19 protein-coding genes are annotated in these 20,293 nt (G+C 64.7%); 5 read left to right on the forward strand and 14 right to left on the reverse strand.

From position 1 onward, the window contains the following. Positions 1 to 30: 30 nt before the first annotated feature. Positions 31 to 924, reverse strand: coding sequence for a dihydrodipicolinate synthase family protein (locus ACVWWD_RS06080; RefSeq protein WP_352553227.1), 894 nt, complete (start codon positions 922 to 924; stop codon positions 31 to 33). A 69-nt stretch (positions 925 to 993) separates the two neighbouring features. On the opposite strand from ACVWWD_RS06080, the gene ACVWWD_RS06085 reads away from it, so the two are divergent. Beyond that, complete coding sequence (locus tag ACVWWD_RS06085; RefSeq protein WP_031241358.1) at positions 994 to 1,686, forward strand: GntR family transcriptional regulator; 693 nt, start codon at positions 994 to 996, stop codon at positions 1,684 to 1,686. Between the two features lie 25 nt (positions 1,687 to 1,711). On the opposite strand, the gene ACVWWD_RS06090 is transcribed toward ACVWWD_RS06085, so the two are convergent. Both ACVWWD_RS06090 and ACVWWD_RS06095 read right to left on the reverse strand, forming a co-directional pair. After that, on the reverse strand, positions 1,712 to 2,017 hold the full coding sequence (locus ACVWWD_RS06090; protein ID WP_023771727.1) for a hypothetical protein: 306 nt from the start codon (positions 2,015 to 2,017) through the stop codon (positions 1,712 to 1,714). Positions 2,018 to 2,252: 235 nt separating this feature from the next. Further along, positions 2,253 to 3,749, reverse strand: a complete 1,497-nt coding sequence (locus ACVWWD_RS06095) for a CoA-acylating methylmalonate-semialdehyde dehydrogenase (protein WP_023771728.1) — start codon at positions 3,747 to 3,749, stop codon at positions 2,253 to 2,255. Positions 3,750 to 3,908: 159 nt separating this feature from the next. Between ACVWWD_RS06095 and ACVWWD_RS06100 the strand changes: the two genes are divergently transcribed. The 3 genes from ACVWWD_RS06100 to ACVWWD_RS06110 all read left to right on the forward strand — a co-directional run bounded on the left by ACVWWD_RS06100 (position 3,909) and on the right by ACVWWD_RS06110 (position 7,560). Then, on the forward strand, positions 3,909 to 4,790 hold the full coding sequence (locus tag ACVWWD_RS06100) for a LysR family transcriptional regulator (protein WP_023784246.1): 882 nt from the start codon (positions 3,909 to 3,911) through the stop codon (positions 4,788 to 4,790). A 188-nt stretch (positions 4,791 to 4,978) separates the two neighbouring features. Then, positions 4,979 to 5,422 carry a hypothetical protein gene (locus tag ACVWWD_RS06105; protein ID WP_352553221.1) on the forward strand — a complete coding sequence of 148 codons (444 nt, stop codon included), beginning with the start codon at positions 4,979 to 4,981 and terminating at the stop codon, positions 5,420 to 5,422. Beyond that, entirely contained in the window at positions 5,419 to 7,560 is a 2,142-nt protein-coding gene (locus tag ACVWWD_RS06110) for a phospholipase D-like domain-containing protein (protein ID WP_457102956.1), read from the forward strand. The genes ACVWWD_RS06105 and ACVWWD_RS06110 overlap by 4 nt, the downstream gene beginning before the upstream one ends. A gap of 48 nt (positions 7,561 to 7,608) precedes the next feature. On the opposite strand, the gene ACVWWD_RS06115 is transcribed toward ACVWWD_RS06110, so the two are convergent. The 8 genes from ACVWWD_RS06115 to rsfS form a co-directional block, all read right to left on the reverse strand. Further along, complete coding sequence (locus ACVWWD_RS06115; RefSeq protein WP_457103616.1) at positions 7,609 to 8,865, reverse strand: D-amino acid dehydrogenase; 1,257 nt, start codon at positions 8,863 to 8,865, stop codon at positions 7,609 to 7,611. Between the two features lie 91 nt (positions 8,866 to 8,956). Then, the gene (gene alr / locus ACVWWD_RS06120; RefSeq protein ID WP_352553217.1) at positions 8,957 to 10,102 is read right to left on the reverse strand and encodes an alanine racemase; all 1,146 of its coding nucleotides are present in this window, start codon (positions 10,100 to 10,102) and stop codon (positions 8,957 to 8,959) included. A 72-nt stretch (positions 10,103 to 10,174) separates the two neighbouring features. Beyond that, positions 10,175 to 10,696: an RNA pyrophosphohydrolase gene (locus tag ACVWWD_RS06125; RefSeq protein ID WP_023784242.1), complete on the reverse strand. Its 522-nt coding sequence runs from the start codon at positions 10,694 to 10,696 to the stop codon at positions 10,175 to 10,177. 37 nt (positions 10,697 to 10,733) lie between these two features. After that, the gene (locus ACVWWD_RS06130; protein ID WP_457102957.1) at positions 10,734 to 11,915 is read right to left on the reverse strand and encodes a divergent polysaccharide deacetylase family protein; all 1,182 of its coding nucleotides are present in this window, start codon (positions 11,913 to 11,915) and stop codon (positions 10,734 to 10,736) included. Between the two features lie 182 nt (positions 11,916 to 12,097). After that, entirely contained in the window at positions 12,098 to 13,429 is a 1,332-nt protein-coding gene (locus ACVWWD_RS06135; RefSeq protein ID WP_015315201.1) for a S41 family peptidase, read from the reverse strand. 1 nt (position 13,430) lies between these two features. Beyond that, positions 13,431 to 14,780, reverse strand: a complete 1,350-nt coding sequence (locus ACVWWD_RS06140) for a murein hydrolase activator EnvC family protein (protein WP_023794834.1) — start codon at positions 14,778 to 14,780, stop codon at positions 13,431 to 13,433. A 157-nt stretch (positions 14,781 to 14,937) separates the two neighbouring features. After that, positions 14,938 to 15,420, reverse strand: coding sequence for a 23S rRNA (pseudouridine(1915)-N(3))-methyltransferase RlmH (gene rlmH, locus ACVWWD_RS06145; protein WP_023784239.1), 483 nt, complete (start codon positions 15,418 to 15,420; stop codon positions 14,938 to 14,940). A gap of 82 nt (positions 15,421 to 15,502) precedes the next feature. Next, positions 15,503 to 15,880 carry a ribosome silencing factor gene (gene rsfS / locus ACVWWD_RS06150; protein WP_015315198.1) on the reverse strand — a complete coding sequence of 126 codons (378 nt, stop codon included), beginning with the start codon at positions 15,878 to 15,880 and terminating at the stop codon, positions 15,503 to 15,505. A 242-nt stretch (positions 15,881 to 16,122) separates the two neighbouring features. Between rsfS and ACVWWD_RS06155 the strand changes: the two genes are divergently transcribed. After that, entirely contained in the window at positions 16,123 to 16,974 is an 852-nt protein-coding gene (locus ACVWWD_RS06155) for a mechanosensitive ion channel family protein (protein ID WP_352548873.1), read from the forward strand. Here ACVWWD_RS06155 and ACVWWD_RS06160 read toward each other — a convergent pair whose 3' ends face one another. The 3 genes from ACVWWD_RS06160 to ACVWWD_RS06170 all read right to left on the reverse strand — a co-directional run bounded on the left by ACVWWD_RS06160 (position 16,975) and on the right by ACVWWD_RS06170 (position 20,291). Then, positions 16,975 to 18,273 carry an MFS transporter gene (locus tag ACVWWD_RS06160; RefSeq protein ID WP_352548872.1) on the reverse strand — a complete coding sequence of 433 codons (1,299 nt, stop codon included), beginning with the start codon at positions 18,271 to 18,273 and terminating at the stop codon, positions 16,975 to 16,977. It abuts the gene before it with no gap. A gap of 71 nt (positions 18,274 to 18,344) precedes the next feature. Beyond that, positions 18,345 to 18,932 carry a nicotinate-nucleotide adenylyltransferase gene (locus tag ACVWWD_RS06165; protein ID WP_031241355.1) on the reverse strand — a complete coding sequence of 196 codons (588 nt, stop codon included), beginning with the start codon at positions 18,930 to 18,932 and terminating at the stop codon, positions 18,345 to 18,347. 72 nt (positions 18,933 to 19,004) lie between these two features. Further along, positions 19,005 to 20,291, reverse strand: a complete 1,287-nt coding sequence (locus ACVWWD_RS06170; RefSeq protein ID WP_352548870.1) for a glutamate-5-semialdehyde dehydrogenase — start codon at positions 20,289 to 20,291, stop codon at positions 19,005 to 19,007. Positions 20,292 to 20,293: the final 2 nt, after the last annotated feature.

The raw sequence follows: 20,293 nt of genomic DNA on the forward strand, positions 1-20,293 counted from the left end.
TCTCCCCGTGAACGGAGAAGAGAACCCTCTTTAGAACCGCGGCAGTGTCGGCCGCGCCGCCAGCGCATCCTTGATGATCTTCTCGACCGCTTTGCGGCGTTCGCCCGACAGCGGCATGCGCGGCATGCGCACGCGGTCATTGGTGTTGATTGCGAACACTTCGGCAAGCTTGATGTTCTGCACCAGATAGGTCGAGACATCGAGGTCGAGCAGCGGCCGGAACCAGCGGTAGATGGCGAGCGCCTCTTCGCGACGTCCCTGCTTCATCAGCTGGTAGATGGCGACGGTCTCGCGCGGGAAGGCGGTGACCAGACCGGCCACCCAGCCGATGGCACCCACGGACAGCGCCTCGAAGGCCAGATTGTCCACGCCGGTGAACAGGTCGTAGCGGCTGCCCAGGCGGTTGATGATCTCTGTCGAGCGGCGGATGTCGTCGGAGGATTCCTTGATGGCGACGAAGCGCTTGTCCGATGCCAGCTCCTCCATCTGGTCGACGCTTACATCTACGCGGTAGGCGAGCCGGTTGGAATAGATCATGACCGGCACGTCGCCGGCTTCCGCCACCGCGCGCAGCGCCGCCACCGTCTCTTCCGCGTTGGTGTGGTAGATCGGGCTCGGCACCACCATCAGGCCATTGGCGCCTTCCTTGGCGGCGCGCTTGGCGATGCTGGCCGCCTCGCGAGTGCCAGCCTCGTTGACCGTCAGCAGCACCGGCTTCTTGCCAGCGATCTTCTGCGCGGTCTTCAGCACCTCGATCTTCTCGTCAGGTGACAGCATCGGTCCCTCGCCGAGCGAGCCGCAGACAATGATGCCATCGCAGCCGGCATCCATTTGCAGGCCGAAGCAGCGCTCCATCTCGGCGTGGTCGAGCCGATCGTCGGCCGTGAATTTGGTCGTGACGGCGGGGAAAACTCCGGTCCACATGGCTATCTCTCCATCTGATATATCAGGCGTATATCTGTTAGGAAAGCTGCTGTCAATACGGAATCTGTTATGATATATTCTAGATATATCAGGAGAGCACCTTTGATATCCATGGAAGCAAGCACCGTGTCCGAACCCGCGGCGACCAGGGCCTATCGCGTCCTCGAACACATGATCGTCACGCTCGAACTGGCCCCGGCGAGTTTTGTCACCGAGGGTTCCCTGATCGAGCGGCTGGCGCTCGGCCGCACGCCGGTGCGCGAGGCGATCCAGCGGCTGGCCTGGGAGGGATTGCTCGATGTCAGGCCCCGCGCCGGCATCGCGATCGCGCCACTGCACCCCGGCGACTGGCTGCGTGTGCTCGACGCAAGGCGCGGCGTCGAGGTGGTGCTCGCCCGTTCGGCCGCACGCTTCGTCACCCGCGAGGCCGCCGACATGTTCCACGAGGCGGCGCTCGCCATGCAGAAAGCAGTGATATCAGGCAATGTGCTCGCCTTCATCCAGGCCGACAAGGCGCTCGACGAGGCGCTGGCGCTGGCCGCCGACAACCCGTTCGCCGCCCGGTTGGCCGCCCCGCTGCAGACCCACAGTCGCCGCTTCTGGTTCCGCTACAAGGCCGACACCGGGCTGGCGGAATCCGCCGAGCACCATGTTGCATTGATCCGCTCGATCCTGGACGGCGACGAGGAAGGCGCCGCCAAGGACGCCAAGAAACTGATGGCACTGCTGCGGGGCCATGCCGAGGTCGCCGCCACGCGCTAGTTGCAAGAGCGCGAAGGCAAATCGCTCAGGCGCCCGGCAAGGCCGCCTTGAGTGTCGGGCTGTCCCAGCCTTCGCCGACCGACAGGATACAACTCTGGCCTTTCGTGTCGGACGCCAAGACCGTCCAGCTGCCTTGTTCCGAAACGAAGACCTCGAGGACCACATTGGGGTTGATCAGGCCGCGCCCGGCTTCGCTTTCGTGGAAGTTCTCGCCGAGCGCTTTCACGATATCGGCGCGTGCCGCGCATTGCCCAGCTGCATTTGCCTGGGCAGCACCCAAGCACATCGCCATCGCCGCAACGAACATTGTCGCCGTAAGACGTCGTGTCATTTGACACCTCCTTGCGCCGGACGATGCAATGCCACCGGCCCGCCGTCGGCGCCCTGGTTGTCTGCCGCGCCTCCTCCACGGCAGGATTGCAGCCCTAAGTCGCGCAATCCCCACCGGTTCCATCACATTAGCGTTTGCAAAAACAAAAGGCCTAAGTCCGGGGACTTAGGCCTCAGGTTCAATCGATCTTCTCATCCGCCTTGCAGGGAGGAAGACCAGATAAAAAAGCGTCCGGTCAATTCATCGTGGGGATAACGAACTCGGCGCCGTCCTTGATGCCGGACGGCCAGCGCGACGTCACCGTCTTGGTCTTGGTGTAGAAGCGGAACGCGTCCGGGCCATGCTGGTTGAGATCGCCGAAGGAAGATGCCTTCCAGCCGCCGAAAGTGTAATAGGCGATCGGCACCGGGATCGGTACGTTGACGCCGACCATGCCGACCTGGACACGGCTGGCGAAGTCGCGCGCGGCGTCGCCATCGCGGGTGAAGATGGCGACGCCATTGCCCATCTCATGGTCGTTGGCGAGCTTGATGGCGTTCTCATAGGTCGGCGCGCGCACCACCGAGAGCACCGGCCCAAAGATCTCTTCTTTGTAGATGCGCATATCGGCCGTGACATTGTCGAACAGGCAACCGCCCATATAGTAGCCGTCCTCATAGCCCTGCATCTTGAAGCCGCGACCGTCGACGACAAGCTTGGCGCCTTCCTTGACACCGGTGTCAACGTAACCCTTGACGCGCTCCAGCGCCTGGGCGGTAACCAGCGGGCCGAAATCCGCTGCCGAATCCGTCGAGGGACCGACCTTCAGGCTTTCGACGCGCGGGATCAGCTTTTCCATCAGCCGGTTGGCGGTGTCGTTGCCGACCGGAACGGCCACCGAGATAGCCATGCACCGCTCGCCGGCCGAGCCGTAGCCGGCGCCGATCAGCGCGTCGACGGTCTGGTCCATGTCGGCGTCGGGCATGATGATCATGTGGTTCTTGGCGCCGCCGAAGCACTGCACGCGCTTGCCGGCCGCCGTGCCGCGCGAATAGATGTAATGCGCGATCGGCGTCGAGCCGACAAAGCCGATGGCCTTGATGTCGGGATCGTCGAGGATGGCGTCGACGACATCCTTGTCGCCGTTGACGACATTGAGGATGCCGGCCGGCAGACCGGCCTCGATGAACAGTTCGGCAATGCGCATCGGCACGCCCGGATCACGCTCCGAAGGCTTCAGGATGAAGGCGTTGCCGCAGGCGATCGCCGGCGCGATCTTCCACAACGGGATCATCGCCGGGAAATTGAACGGCGTGATGCCGGCGACGACGCCGAGCGGCTGGCGCATCGAATAGACATCGATGCCGGGGCCGGCGCCGTCGGTGAACTCGCCCTTCATCATGTGCGGAGCGCCGATGCAGACCTCGACCACTTCCAGGCCGCGCTGGATGTCCCCCTTGGCGTCGGCGATGGTCTTGCCATGTTCGCGCGCGAGGATCTCGGCCAGTTCGTCATAGTCGCGGGCGACCAGTTCGAGAAACTTCATCAGAACGCGCACGCGGCGCTGCGGATTGGTCGCGGCCCATTGGGGCTGTGCGGCCTTGGCGTTCTCGACCGCCGCGCGCAATTCCGCCTGCGAGGCCAGCGCCACCGTGCCGCGCACCGTGCCGTCCATCGGCTGCATGACGTCCTGCTTGCGGCCGCTGGTGCCGGCGACACGCTTGCCGCCGATGAAATGACCGTAGTCGATCATGATTTCTCTCCCTGGTTTGTGATGTCGCATTGTCCGCCTTTGGCTGGCCGATGGCAACGCGAGGGAGAACGCAACCGTTGTGCGTAAAATAGATATCGATTGACGCGTGAGCATCAATTCTCGCAAATACTCGCCTGAGATCGCCATCAGGGGAAGGCCATGAACTGGGATGACGTCCGCATCTTCCTCGCCGTGGCGCGGGCCGGCCAGATCCTTGGCGCCGCCAGGCGGCTTGAGCTGAACCACGCCACCGTCTCGCGCCGCATCGCGGCCCTCGAAGACGCGTTACGCACGAAACTCTTCCGCCGGCTGACCACCGGCAGCGAACTGACCCCGGCCGGCGAGCGCTTCCTCGACATCGCCGAGCGCATGGAAGGCGACATGATCGCCGCCCGCTCGACCATATCGGGCGAAGGCGACGATGTTTCCGGAACCGTGCGCATCGGCGCACCCGACGGCTTCGGCGTCGCCTTCCTGGCCAAGCGGCTGGGCGAACTCACCGCCCAGCACCGCGAACTCACCATCCAACTCGTCCCGGTGCCGCGCTCCTTCTCCCTGTCGCGGCGCGAGGCCGACATTGCCATAACCGTCGAGCGGCCGACCGAAGGCCGGCTGGTGGCGGGAAAACTGGTCGACTACTCGCTGGGCCTGTTTGCCTCCCGCGGCTATGTCGACGCGCATGGCCTGCCCAAAACCGCCGCCGAACTTGGCCAGCACACCCTTATCGGCTATGTGCCTGACCTGATCGTCAGCCCGTCGCTCGACTACGCCGCCGAATTCAGCGCCGATTGGCGGACCAGCTTTGCCATCTCCTCCGCACTTGGCCAGGCCGAAGCCGTGCGCTCGGGCGCCGGCATCGGCATCCTGCACACCTTCGTCGCCCGCTCGATGCCGGAGTTGGTGGCCGTCGATGTGGTCGCGCCCATCCGCCGCGCCTACTGGCTGGTCTATCACGAATCGGTGAGGCCGCTGCGCCGCGTCCAGATCGTCGCCGGCTTCATCACCAAGGCGGTGGAACGGGAGCGGGGGTTGTTTACCTGATTTCCCTCAAATGCCTGCGGGTTTCGCGCCCTTCAGGCAGGGTGCCGACATCACAATAACGCGGGCCTGGATCACGCACGCCGCCTTTTCCTTGCCACAAAACCGACCAGTGTGGCATCAGGCGTGCGGTCGCCGGCCATGGGACAGGTCGGGGTGGGGCATCTTTCAGAAAGCTGGCGCGGATAGACATGCGAGCCGTTCTTGCCATCCTGCCGCTGCTGTTCGTTTCCGCATGCGCCAACCCGTGGACAAAAGTCCCGGAAGCCGAATTGCCGAAACCGATCCGCTTCGCCATGGCGCGTCCCTCGCCTTTCGTCATCGGCAATTATTGCGGTCCCGGCACCCGCACCGGCGATCTGTCGGCCCGACCTGTCGATCGCCTCGACGCCGTTTGCCGAACTCATGACGCCTGCTACATCGCCCGCCGCAACCATTGCGACTGCGACGGCGCCCTTGTCGCCTCCGCGAGGGCGATCCGCGATGACATGACGGCGCCGCGCAAGATGCGCAGCGAGGCGCAACTGCTGATCGCCACCTTCGCCATCCCTGTCTGCAAGGTTTTCCCGCAAGGTTTCATGCCGCCCCGCGACCCGGCGCAGTTGAGCGTCATGAAGACCGAGGCGGCGGGGTGAACATCAGCACGGCCATCCTCGCCCTGTTCGGGTTGGCCGCCCTTGCCGGCTGCGGTGCGGGCCGCAATGCCTGCGAGCTCCCGGCTGGGCAGGAGGCTTGCGCGCGGCCCTCGCTGTCGGCTGGCACGCCCGGGTCGCGGATCGCGGCTGAGCAGTTCTTCGGCAATGACGGCGGCAGCGACTATGAAAGACTGTTCCTGGCACTGCTCGCCCGCAACCAGCTCGGCGCCATGGACCGTGCCAACGGCACCGGCCCCTTCGGGCGCAACCGCCTCGATGTCCAGAACCGCGATTTCCAGGCGACCTATTCGACGCTCCAGCACCTGGCCGGACCGGTCGCCAACGCTCATCTGCCGCCGGCCGGTGGAGGCAGCGGCGACGGTTATTTCGAGGGCCGCTGGCGGGTGTCGCGGCAGACGCTCTATATCGATGCGGCGGCGCGGCCCTCGGCCCCAAGGATTTTCGATTTCTCCGGCTTGCAGGCACACAGCACCGAGATCGTCGTCCGCCAGGCTGGCAATCAGCCGGCCGACATCGAAGGCAGTTGCGACGGCGCATTGGCGCTCCGCGCTGGCGCGGCCACACGCACCATCGCCGCCGGCGCGGCATTCGGCTTTCACCTCTCCGGCGAGGACGACACGGTCAGCCTGTTCCCGGGCGAGGGCCTCAACCGGTGCACGGCGAGGATCCGCTCCAGCCTTGCGCCCGCCAGTACACCGCTCACCATCCGGCGCGAAGAAACCGCGGATCCGGCGCTTGCCAGCTTGGACAGCCGCTACCAGCGCTGCCCAGTCCCAGGCGATGCCGGCCTCGATGCGCTCGAGCGCGCCTTCTATGCCAGCCGCTGGCTGTCGCAGACCTGCGCCATGCCGATCGGCGAGCCCAGGCTGCTGCGCAAGTCGCGCGACGGCTTCAACGCCAAGGTCGAGGCGTTAATGGGCGCCCCGCTGTCAGATGCGGCAATAGACAGAGGCGATCCGGAACTGCCGCTCGATTTCTCGAAGGCGCCGAGGCTGAAGCTGATCTATCTGTCCTCGCTGGAATTCAAGGCTGACTTTTCCGGCCGGGTCATCGAGCGGCTGATCCGCCATCATGCAGCGCTTGGCACCAAGGTGCGCATCATGGTCACCGACGTGCTGGAGCGCGACAAGGACGACGCCATGCTGCACCGGCTGGCCGCCGAATTCCCCAATGTGGAGCTGCAGGAATATCGCTGGCGGGCGGACCACGGCGCGCCGATCGACGAGCAGATTTCACAACTGCACAAGGTGCATCATGTCAAGATGCTGGCGACGCTGGCGCAGGACCCCGCGCGCTCGCGCGTCATCATCGGCGGCCGCAACATCCATGACGGTTTCCTGTTCCACCAGCCGATCGATCTGACGCGCTATCCGGATCTCGAGCAATACGGCAAGACCGACGGGTTTTCGCTGAACTACTATTCGAACTGGAGCGACTTCGACATCGAGTTCGCCGACCGGGCGGTCGAGACGCTCGCCGCGCAGCTGTCGACGATATGGCTGCGCGACGCAGACACCAACCTGGCGCGCCCCTTCTCCATCCCGGTCCGCGGAGATGGCCCTCGGGGCAATGCCCGGCATTTCATCTCGGTGCCCTATGAGGATGACCATGCGCTGGAGGCCTATTTCGTCGAGCTGGTCGATGCCGCCCGGCACCATATCCAGATCGTCAACCCCTACCTCAATCCGACGCCGAGCCTCGCCAAGGCTTTTGACCGGGCACTCGCCCGCGGCGTCAGGATCGACATTGTCGGCCGCATCGACCTCAAGGGCGATATCGGCGGCAAGTTCCTCACCGCGCTCAACAAGCTGTTCGTCGAGAAATATGGCGACCGTATCAATATCCGCGAGTTCAAGGCGCCTGACGTGGTCCTGCATTCCAAGATCATGATGATCGATGAAAGGCTGGTCGCCATATCCTCGGTCAACCTCAACAACCGCAGCTTCTTCCACGATTCGGAGAACGGCATGATGGTGCTCGACCCGGCCTTCTACGCCAGGATGAAGCCGGTCTATGACGACTACCTCGCCCACTCGAACCCGGTCGCCACCAATGTGACGATCCCGTGGGCGTACCGGCTGCTGTTCGACGAGGCGTGGGTCAGCCAGGCGTTCTGATATCGCCCCGGTTCCGGGGCAACGATACAAGCACGAAAGGCGCGGCTGCTATTTCAGGTAACGCTCCTGCGCCAAGGCACGCACGTCGATGTCAGGCACCCGGTTCGAGATGATGTCGGAAAGCACCTTGGCCGAGCCGCAGGCCATGGTCCAGCCGAGCGTTCCGTGGCCGGTGTTGAGATAGAGGTTGGACAGCTCCGTGCGGCCGATCAGCGGCGGTCCGTCCGGCGTCATCGGCCGCAGCCCGCACCAGAACGTTGCCTCCCGCATCGCGCCGGCGCCCGGAAAAAGGTCGCCGACCGAGTGTTCGAGCGTGCGCCGGCGCGATTCATGCAGCCTGAGGTCGAATCCCGAAATCTCGGCCGTGCCGCCGACGCGGATCCGATCGCCGAGCCGGGTGATCGCGACCTTGTAGGTTTCGTCCATCACGGTCGACACGGGTGCGGCGGGGGCGTCCTTGATCGGCACCGTGATCGAGTAGCCCTTGACCGGATAGACCGGGATCGGTCGCTTCATCCGGCGCATGAAGTCCGCCGAATAGCTGCCCAGCGCCATCACATAGGCGTCGGCGGTCAGCCAGCCCTTGCTGGTGCTCATACTGTTGACGCGGTTGCGGCTGCGGATGACGCGCCATATCGTCGTGTCGTATTCGAACTTGACGCCGCGCGCCACGCAGAGCTCGGCCAGCCTGTCGGTGAACATCTTGCAGTCGCCGGTCTCGTCATGCGGCAGCCTCAGGCCTCCGACGAATTTCTCGCGCACCCCGGCCAGCGCCGGTTCCGCCGCGATGCAGCCGTCGGGATCAAGGACCTCATAGGGCACGCCATATTTCTTCAGCACCTCGACATCGCCTGATGTGCCGTCGAGCTGCTTTTGCGTGCGAAACAGCTGCAGCGTGCCCTGCGTCCGCTCGTCATAGGCGATGCCGGTCGCCTCGCGCAGCGCCTTAAGCGTGTCACGGCTGTATTCGGCCAGCGGCACCATGCGCGATTTGTTGATCGCGTAGCGCTCGGCGGTGCAGTTGCGCAGCATCTTGACCAGCCAGGTCCACATGTGTGGGTCGAACGCCGGCCGCACCACCAGCGGGCCATGCTTCATCAAGAGCCACTTGATCGCCTTGAGCGGAATGCCCGGGCCGGCCCAGGGCGAGGCATAGCCGGGCGAAATCTCACCGGCATTGGCGAAGCTGGTTTCCAGCCCCGGCCCTTTCTGGCGGTCGATCACAGTCACCTCATGGCCGGCCTCGGTAAGATAATAGGCCGTGGTCACCCCAATGACGCCACCGCCCAGCACCATGATCTTCATCGCATCACGCTCCACGCCGCCACGGACACCGGGCATGCCATCCACTGTCTGCCGGATTTTGCCGCACCCGCCAAGGGGTTAGTCCCAAGGGTTACCCGCCGACATAGCGCCGGTGAAACCGCGTTCCGAGGCTGGCCAGGATTTCGTAGCCGATCGTGCCGGCATGGCCGGCGGCGTCGTCGACGCTTTGCGAAGGGCCGAGTAGTTCGACGAGATCCCCTTCGCGAAGCTTGCCGGGCGGCAGGGCCGAGATGTCGAGAATGATCGAATCCATCGACACGCGTCCGAGGAAGGGCAGGCGCGTGCCCTCGAACCAGGCGGCCGACGCGGACCGGCGCAGCCAGCCATCCGCGTAGCCGAACGAGATCGTCGCCAGGCTGAGCGGCCCTTCCGCATGGTAGGTGTGGCCATAGCCGATGCCGGCGCCCTTTTCGACGCCGCGCGTCTGCGCCACCTTGGCCTGCAGCAGCACCACGGGCAGCATCGGGTTGGGTTCGGCAGGCGTCGGATTGATGCCGTAGAGCGCGGCGCCAGGGCGAGCGAGATCATAATGATAGGATGGTCCCAGAAAGATGCCGGAGGAATTGGCGAGCGAGGCGGGTGCGCCGGGCAGCATGGCACGCAACCGCTCGAAGGCCCGCCGCTGCTGTTCGTTGGCGGGATGGTGCGGCTCGTCGGCGCAAGCCAGGTGGCTCATCACATATCTGACGCCGATGCCATCGAACACGGCGGTGTCGCCGGCCATCGCCTCGACGTCGGGCGGCGCCATGCCAAGTCGCGACATGCCGCTGTCGACCTGGATCGCGGCCGGAAGTCTTTGGCCAACGCGGTGTCCCGCCGCGCGCCAGGCTCTCAACTGTGCGCCACTGTTGATGACCGCGCGGAGACCAGACGCGACCGCTTCCCCCTCGGAGCCTGGCGGCAGACCGTCCAGCACATAGATCTCGGGTCCGGTCCCGATCGCCTTGCGGAGCGCAATTCCTTCGGCCAGCAGAGCGACGAAGAAGACGTCGCAGCCTTCTTTCATCAGCGCCCATGCCACTTGGCCCGCACCTAGACCATAGCCGTCGGCCTTGACCACGCCGGCACAGCGTACGCCACCCAGCCTTGCATTCAGCCGCCGGTAGTTTTCGCGGATCGCACCGAGATCGATGGTCAGGATCGCCCCGGCTGCCGCTTCGCTGATTGGCCCACCGGTGGCGGTTTTCGCAGCATCCCCGTTGACGGCGTCGTTCATGGCGAGCCTCGTTGCATCGACGACCAATACGACCACCGCACCGGCGCGGCAACCTCGGCCAGGGCCGCGCGGCTATCGCGCCAGATGTCTGAACGCCGCCACCACATCTTCATAGACCTTGCGCTTGAACGGCACGATCAGGTCGGGCAGGTCTTGCATCGGCCGCCATGACCATTTGTCGAATTCGGCCGTGTGGCCGCCCGGCGGCGGATTGATCTGGATCTCGCTGGCATCGCCATGGAAGCGGAAGGCGTACCATTTCTGCGTCTGGCCGCGATACCGCCCCTTGAAGGCGATACCGACCAGGTGGTCCGGCAGGTCATAGTTGATCCAGTCCGGCGCTTCCGCCAACAGCGAGACGCTGCGCATGCCGGTCTCCTCATAGAGCTCGCGCTCGGCGGCCTGCAACGGCTCCTCGCCCTTGTCGATGCCACCTTGCGGCATCTGCCAGAGCTGCGTTGTGCCGGCGAACTCGCTGTCGGGTTCGGCAATGCGATGCCCGACCCAGACCAGCCCCTCGCCATTGAGGATCATCAGCCCGACACAGGGTCGGTAGGGCAGCGTTTCGCGGTCGACTTTTTTCGTCTGCGGCATCACTCAGTCTCTCCAGTCGCCTTTCCGAAGGCCTTGGCTAACCCTTTTGCGGATCGACGGCCACCGCTGAAATCGGCACGATCTCAATGCCGCGCTTCTTGGCCTCGGCCACCCATGACGACACCGTGTCGACCGTCAGGTCGAAAGCCGAGCCGATGCCGACGGCCGTGCCTTTGGCACGCGCGGTCGCTTCGAGACTGTCGAGCTTCTTCAGGATGGCGCCGCGATCCTGCACCGCGTCGATCGCCGTGTCGCCGGCGACGAAAGGCACACCATCCCTCAGCGCCATGTCCGGAGCCAGGCTGCGCGCCGACGAGCCGTCGTCGATATAGGCGAGGCCCCTTTTGCCAAGTTCGGCCATGAACGGCTCCATCGCCGCGGAGTCGGCGGAAAACCGCGCGCCCATATAGTTCATGACACCGGTATAGTTCGTCGTCCGCGACAGCGCCCAGTGCAGGTTTTTCAGGTTTTCTTCCGCGCTCGCCGCCACCGTCAGCGTGTTGCGGCCGGGGTTGACCTTGGGATAGTCGAACGGCTCAAGTGGCACCTGCATGACGACCTCGTGGCCGCTCTGCCTTGCGGCCTGCATCCAACGGCCGATGCTATTGCCCTGTGGCGCGAAGGCCAGCGTCACTTCCGCCGGCAGCTTGGCGATCGCCGCCTGGGTGCCGGTCTGTGAAACCGCGAGCCCGCCGATGATGATCGCCACACGTGCGCCACGCGTGCCGGACCATGGCCGCGCATAGACGTCGAAGGGTCGCCTTCCGTCGGCGGAGCGCATCGGCAAGGGCCCGGTTTCACTGGTTTCTATCAGCGCCCTGTCGGGAATATGCGCGATCTTGAGGTTCTGGCCGACGGTCGATGGATCGCGAATGACGATTGCCGCCTTTGGCGGGCTGTCGCCTTCTTCGGTCTGCACATGAATGATCCGCAGACCGCCCGTCTTGGCCGGCATCTCCACTTTTGACGTCGCCGCCGGGGCCAATGCGGGAGGCGACGCGGCGGGCTCGGCCGCCGCGGTCACTTTCGGCGTCGAGACGGCGACTTCCTGCGGCTTTCGAAACGGCTTTTCCCTGAGCGCGATCGCGGCCGAGACGCCGACCACCGCAAGCACGATCGCGCTCGCCGCGATCACACCGACGCTGATCTTGCCGGCGGCGCGAGGCGCCCGGACGGCCTGTCCAAGCGGGCGTTCGATGTCCTTGCCTATATCAGCCAAGCCCTGTCCCCGATGCACGGTTCCGAAGGCGACCTCCTTCGGCAACACATGCACGAATTCATCAATCCTGGCGCCTGGGCGCCGTATCTGGAGGCTTGGTCCTGCCCCCCGAATCAAACTGCCGGAACCTTTCGGTCCCGGCAGCATCGCATCGCTTCGTTCAACCGGCCAGACCGGTTGCCTTACTGGTTGAGCACGGCCTTTTCCGGATTGGGCGGGAAGGCCGGATCGGTCTTCTGGCCCCGCAGCAGCTGCTCGGCATAGATGAGCTGCAGGTCGTCCTTCGGATCCGGCGGCACATAGGCTGCGGAACCCGAGCCGGTCTTGCTCTCGTCGGCGCCCTTGATATGGCCCTTGAGATCGGATTCGCCGCGCGTCAGGTCCCTGCCCTGCAGTTCGGGCGGCAGCGGCTGGTCGACCTTGATGTCGGGCGTGATGCCCTTGCCCTGGATCGATTTGCCCGACGGCGTGTAATAGAGCGCCGTCGTCAGCCTGAGCGCGCCATTCTCGCCGAGCGGGATGATGGTCTGCACCGAGCCCTTGCCGAAGGACTGCGTGCCGACCACCGTGACGCGGCGCAGGTCCTGCAGCGCGCCGGCGACGATTTCCGAAGCGCTGGCCGAGCCGCCATTGACGAGCACGATCATCGGCTTGCCGTTGATGTCGTCGGTCTGCTTCGGCTTGGCGTCGAAGCGGGTGACGTCCTTTGGATCGCGTCCGCGCGTCGAGACGATCTCGCCGCGCTTGAGGAAGGCATCCGACACGCTCACCGCCTGGTCGAGCAGGCCGCCCGGATTGAGGCGCAGGTCGAGCACATAGCCCTTCAGCTTGTCGTCCGGCACCTGCTTCTTGATGGTCTCGATGGCGTTCTCGAGGTCGTCATAGGTCTTTTCGGTAAAGGAGGTGATCTTCATGTAGCCGATATCGTTCTCGACCCGGAACTTGACCGCCTTGACCTTGATGATGTCGCGCACCACCGTCAGCTCGATCGGCTTGTCGGCGCCCTGGCGCAGGATGGTCAGCTTGATCGGCGTGTTGACCAGGCCGCGCATCTTGTCGACCGCGTCGTTGAGCGTCAGGCCGCGAACCTCCTCGCCGTCTATCTTGGCGATATAGTCGCCGGCCAGCACACCAGCCTTGGCGGCCGGCGTGTCGTCGATCGGCGTGATCACCTTGACCAGGTCATTCTCCATGGTGACCTCGATCCCGAGGCCGCCGAACTCGCCCTTGGTCTGCACGCGCATGTCCTGCGCCTGTTCGGCGTTCATGTAGGAGGAGTGCGGGTCGAGCGAGGAAAGCATGCCGTTAATGGCGTTCTCGACCAGCGACTTGTCGTCGGGCGGGGTCACATACTGCGCCCGCACCCGCTCGAAGATGTCGCCGAAGATCGCCAGTTGCTTGTAGGTCTCCGACCCCGCAGCGTTCGCCGCCGAGCCGGGTGCGCCATAGACAAGGCTCATGGCGGACGCGCCCATCAGCGCACCGGCAAACAGAAGCGACAGTTTCCGCATCATTTCACGTCCTTCCAGAAAAACGGTCCGCCCACCATGGGGCCGGATCGACGGGTTTTCCATCCTTGCGGAACTCGACATAGAGCTCCGGCGTGGCATTTCCATTCTTCGAAACCGAGGTGCTTGCCACCCGGGCTTCTCCCATCGCGCCGACCGGCTCTCCTGCAAGCACCGACTGGCCAGTCGCGACGCTGATTCTGCTCATCCCAGCCAAGACGACATGATAACCGTCGCCGGCATTGAGGATCAAGAGTTGACCGTAGGAGCGAAACGGCCCCGCATAAAGCACATTCCCATCCGCCGGCGCGGTGACGATGGCTCCCGATTGTGTCGCAACCATGTCCCCAAGCATCAAGGCGCCGTTACCGTCGTCGGCGCCAAACCTGCGTTTGATGCGACCGGTGACCGGCAGGGCGACCTGTCCTTGCAGCGCCGAGAAAGGCGCTGCGGCGGTCAACCTGTTGCCTTCGGGAACCGGCAGCGATGCCGTCTGGTCGCCGCCGGGCTCGGTGCCGCCGGCCTGGCCAGCGGCGGCTGTCTTTGCGGCGTCCGCGGCCCTGCGGTTCTTGTCCGCCTGTGCTTCGAGCGAGGCGATCAGATCCTTCAGGCTACTGGCTTTGGCCGCCAATTGCTCGGAACGCTGCTGTTCGGCCGCCATCTGCGCCTTCGTGTCGGTCTCGAGCTTCTGCTTGGCTTCGAGCAGCATGCCGAGCCGCTTCTTTTCCGCCGTCTGATCGCCGACCGCCGCCGTCAGCCGCGCCCGTTCGGCCTCGATCGAAGCCGTCACCCGGGTCTGCTCCTTGAGATCGGCCAGCAGGCTGTCGGTCTGCTGGCGCAGCTCCGGCACCACGGCGCCGAGCAGGATGGCGCTGCGCACCGACGACAGCGCATCTTCCGGCTTGACCAGGATCGCCGGCGGCGGGTTGAGCCCCATGCGCTGCAGGGCACCCAGCACTTCGGCCAGCACGTCGCGTCGCGCCGCCAGCGAAGCGCGAATCTTCTGCTGCTGGCCCTTCAGCCCTTCCAGCTTGGCGCCGATGTCCTCGATGTCCTGGCCGAGCTTCTGCTCGGTCATCGCCGACTGGATGAGTGCCGCCGTGATCGAGGCGTGGTCCTTCTTGACCGTTGCGATATCGGCGGCGAGCTTGGCCAGCCGTTCGGACGACAGCGTTATTTCCTTCGAAACCTGCTCGTATTCGGCACGGCTCTGGTCCGGATCGGGCGCCATATCGAGCGTATTTTCGGCCCGCACCGCATGCAGCGACAGAAGCGCCGCCGCGGCGGCGATACCGCAGCGCACGCGCCAGGAGCCCCCCGTCGATGAGCCCGTCGTCGATTTCCAGCCTTCAGACATTCGCGATCGATTCTATCCGCGCCTTCGTTAACGAATCATCAACCATGTTAGCGCCTGTCGCCCAAAGGGTTCGCAATAACGCAATGCAACGGAAAAACAGGCCCACGTCGAATCTTGCGCGGCATTTGGGGCCAAATTCGGTGCGATCCGGCGGCTTTCAGGATCGGTGATAGGGATGACCCGACAGGATCGTCGCTACCCTGTAGAGTTGTTCACCCAGCATCACCCGCACCAGCTGATGCGGCCAGGTGAGCGCCCCGAACGACATCACCAGCTCGGCCTGGCCGCGCAGCGACGGATCATGGCCGTCGGCGCCACCGATGGCGAGGACCAGCGCCTTGCGCCCGCCGTCGCGCAACTGTCCGAGACGGCCGGCGAAATCCTGTGAAGACAGGCTCTTGCCTCGCTCATCGAGCAGGATGAGGGCCGTGCCTGGCTGCAGCTGTGCCTGCAGCCGCGAACCTTCGTCGCGCTGGCGCTCGGTGGCGCTCTGCGCGCGGCCCTCGGCGATCTCGGTGATCCCGGCGAATTCGAGCCCCACGCCGGGGCCGCTCTTGGCGAAGCGCTCGAAATAGCGGTCGGCCAACTCCCGCTCGGGGCCGGCTTTCATTCGGCCCACGGCATGAACTGAAATCTTCATCCTCGCCTCTATAGCCGCTAATGCATGTCACCCGACAGGGGGAACCGGTTTACGGCAACGACATGCATCGAACACAATCGGCTTAGTGGAGGGTCTCTTCCTCGAGATCCGGCGCCTGCCACATCTTTTCGAGATTGTAGAATTCGCGGACTTCGGGACGGAAGACATGGACGATGATATCGCCAGAATCGATCAGGACCCAGTCGGCGCCGGACAGTCCCTCGACGCGCGCGGTGCCGAGACCGGCATCCTTGAGCGCCTTGAGGAGATGATCGGCGACAGCCGCGACATGACGGTGCGATCGGCCCGACGCAACGACCATGTAGTCGCCGAGGCTCGATTTCCCCTGAATGTCGATTGAGACAATGTTTTCGGCCTTGGAGTCTTCCAGACTGGCAAGGACTGTCTTGATGGCACGGGACACGGCGTCGTCTACGCTGATCCTGGCCGGCGAAGGCACGATGTCGGCCTTCTTCCGCAGTGCTGTTCTCAGTGTATTTCCTTTCGCAGCAAGAACAACCAAATCACCCCTTAAAGCAGGTGACACCACTTAGATAGGCAGAGTTCCGTTGCAGTTTCAAGACGGAGCCCCGATCGACGCGAACTCGCCGACTGGAATGTTGTTCCACGCGAGACGCAAAAACATCGGAACCCAGCCCTTCCGCAGCGATTACCGGCTGACCGACCAACCGGAATCCCGCCATGCCGATCGACCCGCAAAACACCTTTCTCACCGTCCAGACCGGGCTCGCGCAGCTGAGTACGCTGATCGTCTCCTATTCCTTTTCCGCCCTCGGCGCCGTCATCCTCCTGGTGGCCGGCTACAGCGTTGCCAACCTTGCCGAGCGCTCGATCTCGGCTGGCCTCGGCCATATCCATGGTTTCGACGCGACTCTGCGGCATTTCTTTTCGAAGATCGCGCGCTACGCCATTCTGATCCTCGTCGTCATCATGGTGCTAGGCCAGTTCGGCGTGCAGACGGCATCGATCATCGCCGCGATCGGCGCCATCGGCCTCGCCATCGGTCTGGCCCTGCAAGGCACGCTGCAGAACATCGCCGCCGGCATCATGCTGCTTGCTCTGCGGCCATTCCGCATTGGCGAATCCGTTGAGGTCGGTTCCATTGCCGGTTCGGTCGAGGAAATCGGCCTATTCGCCACCAAGCTCAGAACCGCCGACGGCATCTACATATTGGCGCCCAATTCGACGCTGTGGAATCAGCCGGTGCGCAATTTCACCCGCAACGGCGTGCGCCGCACTGACATCACACTCAGCATCGGCTCCTGGAACGACATGGACGGCGCCCAGAAGACATTGCTTGCCATTGCCGGTGCCGAGAAGCGCATCCGCCGCGAACCGGCGCCGATCGCCTTCGTGGCCGGGCTCGGCGATACGACCGTTTCGCTCACCTTGCGCTACTGGACCGCGGCGGCGGACCATTTCGCCACCCAGATCGACATGACGAAACGCGCCAAGCAGGCCTTCGACAGCGAGGGCATCTCGATCCCGCAGCCGCCTCCGGAGGCACCGCCACCCGAGGCCCGCAAGCAGTAATCAGTCGCCCCTGTGGCGGACCGCTTCGTCCGGCGCGAAGGCGAGTTCGACCGGCAAGGGCGCTTGCGCCGACATCGGCGCGAAACTGCCCGTGGCGGCCGCCGGAACGCGGCCAGCCGCGATCACCCGCCACAGCACGAAAAGGCAGAATACCGAGGCGATGACGATGCCGACATAGATGAAGGTTGCCGTGCCGAAGGCGGCGGAAAGCGCAGTGACGATGCCTGGCACGATGAAGCCGGCGAGCGACCAGGCAAACAGCATCGAGCTCGACAGCGCCAGCAGTTCATCCTTCCTGGCGCGGTCGGCGGCATGTGCGCTGGAGAGCGCATAGATCGATTCCGCCGCCCCGTCCCAGATCAGGTAGATCACCACCAGAGCCATCAGAGCACCGCCGTCGAAGGCGATGGCGAGCACGCTGGCAACGACCGCCAGCGCCGCGGCGCCGGCAAGCACGTAGCGCCGATCAGTACGGTCGGAGAGCCAGCCGAGCGGTATCTGCAGGATCAGCGTGCCGACCGGCATTGCCGACAGCAGCAGCGCGACATCGGCTTGGCTGTAGCCCTTGGCCGTGGCGTGGATAGGCGCGAAGCCGGAAATGATCATCGACAGGCCGCCGACCGCCAGCATGCCGGCGACGCCGACCGGCGAAATCCGCCAGGCTTGGCGCAACGCCACCGAAGCAGCCTGCGGCGCCGGCGGCTGGGCAAGGCGTGTCATGCCGACAGGCAGGATTGACAGAGCGGTAAAGGCGATGCCGATCAGCGTCGCGGCGGCCGTGTGAATGTCAATCACGGCAAGCGTCGCATAACCAACGCCAAGACCGGCAATGTAGGCGACATAGAACACAGCCATCACCCGGCCGCGGACGGCGTTCGGCAGTGCATCGTTGAGCCAGCTCTGCGCGACGATGAACAGGCCGCATATCGCAAAGCCGTAAAGCGCGCGGGCCACGATCCACAGCAGCGGGTGCGGTCCGGCGCCGATGGCGGCATTGGACAGCGCGATCAGCGCCGACAACACCATGAAGGCACGTGCGTGGCCGACCCTGCGCACCAGCGGGCCGGTCAGGATACAGCCGGCGAGGCCGCCGGCCGACAGGCCGGTGACGATCAGCCCTGCCCAGACTGGATCGAATCCCTCGATGCCGAGCCGGACGGGGATATAGGCGAACATCAGCCCGTTGCCGATGGCAATCAGCGCCATCGACACGATGACACTGGCAATCGCGATCAGCGGCGCAGGCGTGTTGCCCTGGTCGGGGTCGATCGTGGGATGGGTTTGCTTCTGAATCGCCATGGCTGGTCAGCATCGCCCATGGGTCAGGCGGACGCCGCTGTAAAAACGACATGGCCGGATGGACGAGACGCTCAACCCTTCGTCATTTTCCGAATGGCGCTCGACGACAGCGAGGAACGCGGCCCGTGAATGAAGGTCCAGGCCGGCGCCTTCATCCGCGCCAGCCTTGGCGCGTCGCCTTCGTCGATGCGGGCGTAATCGAAGGTCTTGGCGACAACCGACGACAGAAAGGACAGCGTGGCGCCCGGTCGGTCGATGACCGCGATCGGAAAGGTCATGACGATCTCGCGCCAGCGCTGCCAGCGATGGAAGTCCCGCAGGGAATCGGCGCCCATGATCCAGACGAAGTCGACGCCGGGATTGCGCGCCTTGACCAGCGCCAGCGTGTCGGCGGTGTAGCGCACATTGTGTGCCGCCTCGAAGGCTGTGACCTTGATCTTCGGGTTCTTGGCGATCTTCTCGGAAAACGCGATGCGCTCGCCCAGCGGCGCCAGCTCGCGTGTGCTCTTCAGCGGATTGCCTGGGGTCACCATCCACCAAAGCTGGTCCAGCCCCAGACGCCGCAAAGCGATTTCGGCGACCAATGCGTGGCCGGCATGAGGCGGGTTGAACGAACCGCCGAACAGGCCGACGGCAAGGCCCTTCTCGGCATGCGGCATTTTCAGATAAGCGGAGGATATTGCCGGTTCAGAAGACGCCAGCATCGCCTCAGGCTCTAGCAACGAAAGACGTCAAGGCCTCACCTGTCCCGACCCGCGCACGCGGTATTTGAACGAGGTCAATTGCTCGACGCCGACGGGCCCGCGCGCGTGCATCTTGCCGGTGGCGATGCCGATTTCGGCACCCATGCCGAACTCGCCGCCATCGGCGAACTGCGTCGAGGCATTGTGCAGCAGGATCGCCGAATCGATCTCGTTGAAGAAGCGTTCGACGGTGTTGGCATCCTCGGCGACGATCGCCTCGGTGTGATGCGAGGAGAAGGTTTCGATATGCTCGATCGCGCCACCGATGCCGTCGACCAGCTTCACCGCGATGATGGCGTCGAGATATTCGGTCACCCAGTCGGCATCGGTCGCCGGCTTGGCGTCGAAAAACATTTTCATCACTTCGGCATCGGCATGGATCTCGCAGCCGGCGGCGCGAAGCGCGTCGAGGATCGGCATCAGATGGGTGGCGGCGACCGCACGGTCGACCAGCAGCGTTTCGGCGGCACCGCAGACGCCGGTGCGCCGCATCTTGGCGTTGACGGCGACCCGCACCGCCATGTCGAGCTCGGCGGAGCGGTCGATATAGAGATGGCAGATGCCTTCGAGATGGGCGAAGACCGGCACCCGTGCCTCGCCCTGCACCCGCCCAACCAGGCTTTTGCCGCCGCGCGGGATGATCACGTCGAGCGTGCCGCCAAGGCCCTTGAGCATCTCGCCGACCGCGGCGCGATCGGTGGTCGGCACCAGCTGGATGGCATCCTCAGGCAGACCGGCCGCCTTCAGTCCTTCGACAAGGCACGCATGGATCGCCGAGGAGGAATTGAGCGAATCCGAGCCGCCGCGCAGGATCACCGGATTGCCAGCCTTGAGGCAGAGCGCGCCGGCATCCGCCGTCACGTTCGGCCGGCTTTCATAGATCACGCCGACGACACCGAGCGGCGTGCGCACGCGCTCTATGTGCAGACCGTTCGGCCGCTCCCACGCGGCGATGACATCACCGACTGGATCGGGCAGGGCAGCGATTTCGCGAATGCCGTCCGCCATCGCGCGGATGCGTGCCGGATCGAGCTTCAGCCGATCCATGAAGGAGCCGGAAAGTCCGGATTCGTGGCCATTTGAGACATCGATGGCGTTGGCGTCGAGAATGTCCCGCTCGCGGGAAATGATCGCGTCGGCCATAGCGACAAGCGCGGCGTTCTTGCCGGCGGCGGTGGCGATGGCCAGCGGTCGGGCGGCAGCGCGAGCGCGGCGGCCGATATCGGCCATCAGCGCCACGGTGTCGTCCCCGGATTTTTCATGCAGCTTCAGCATGG

The sequence above is a fragment of the Mesorhizobium sp. URHB0026 genome, assembly GCF_054059755.1.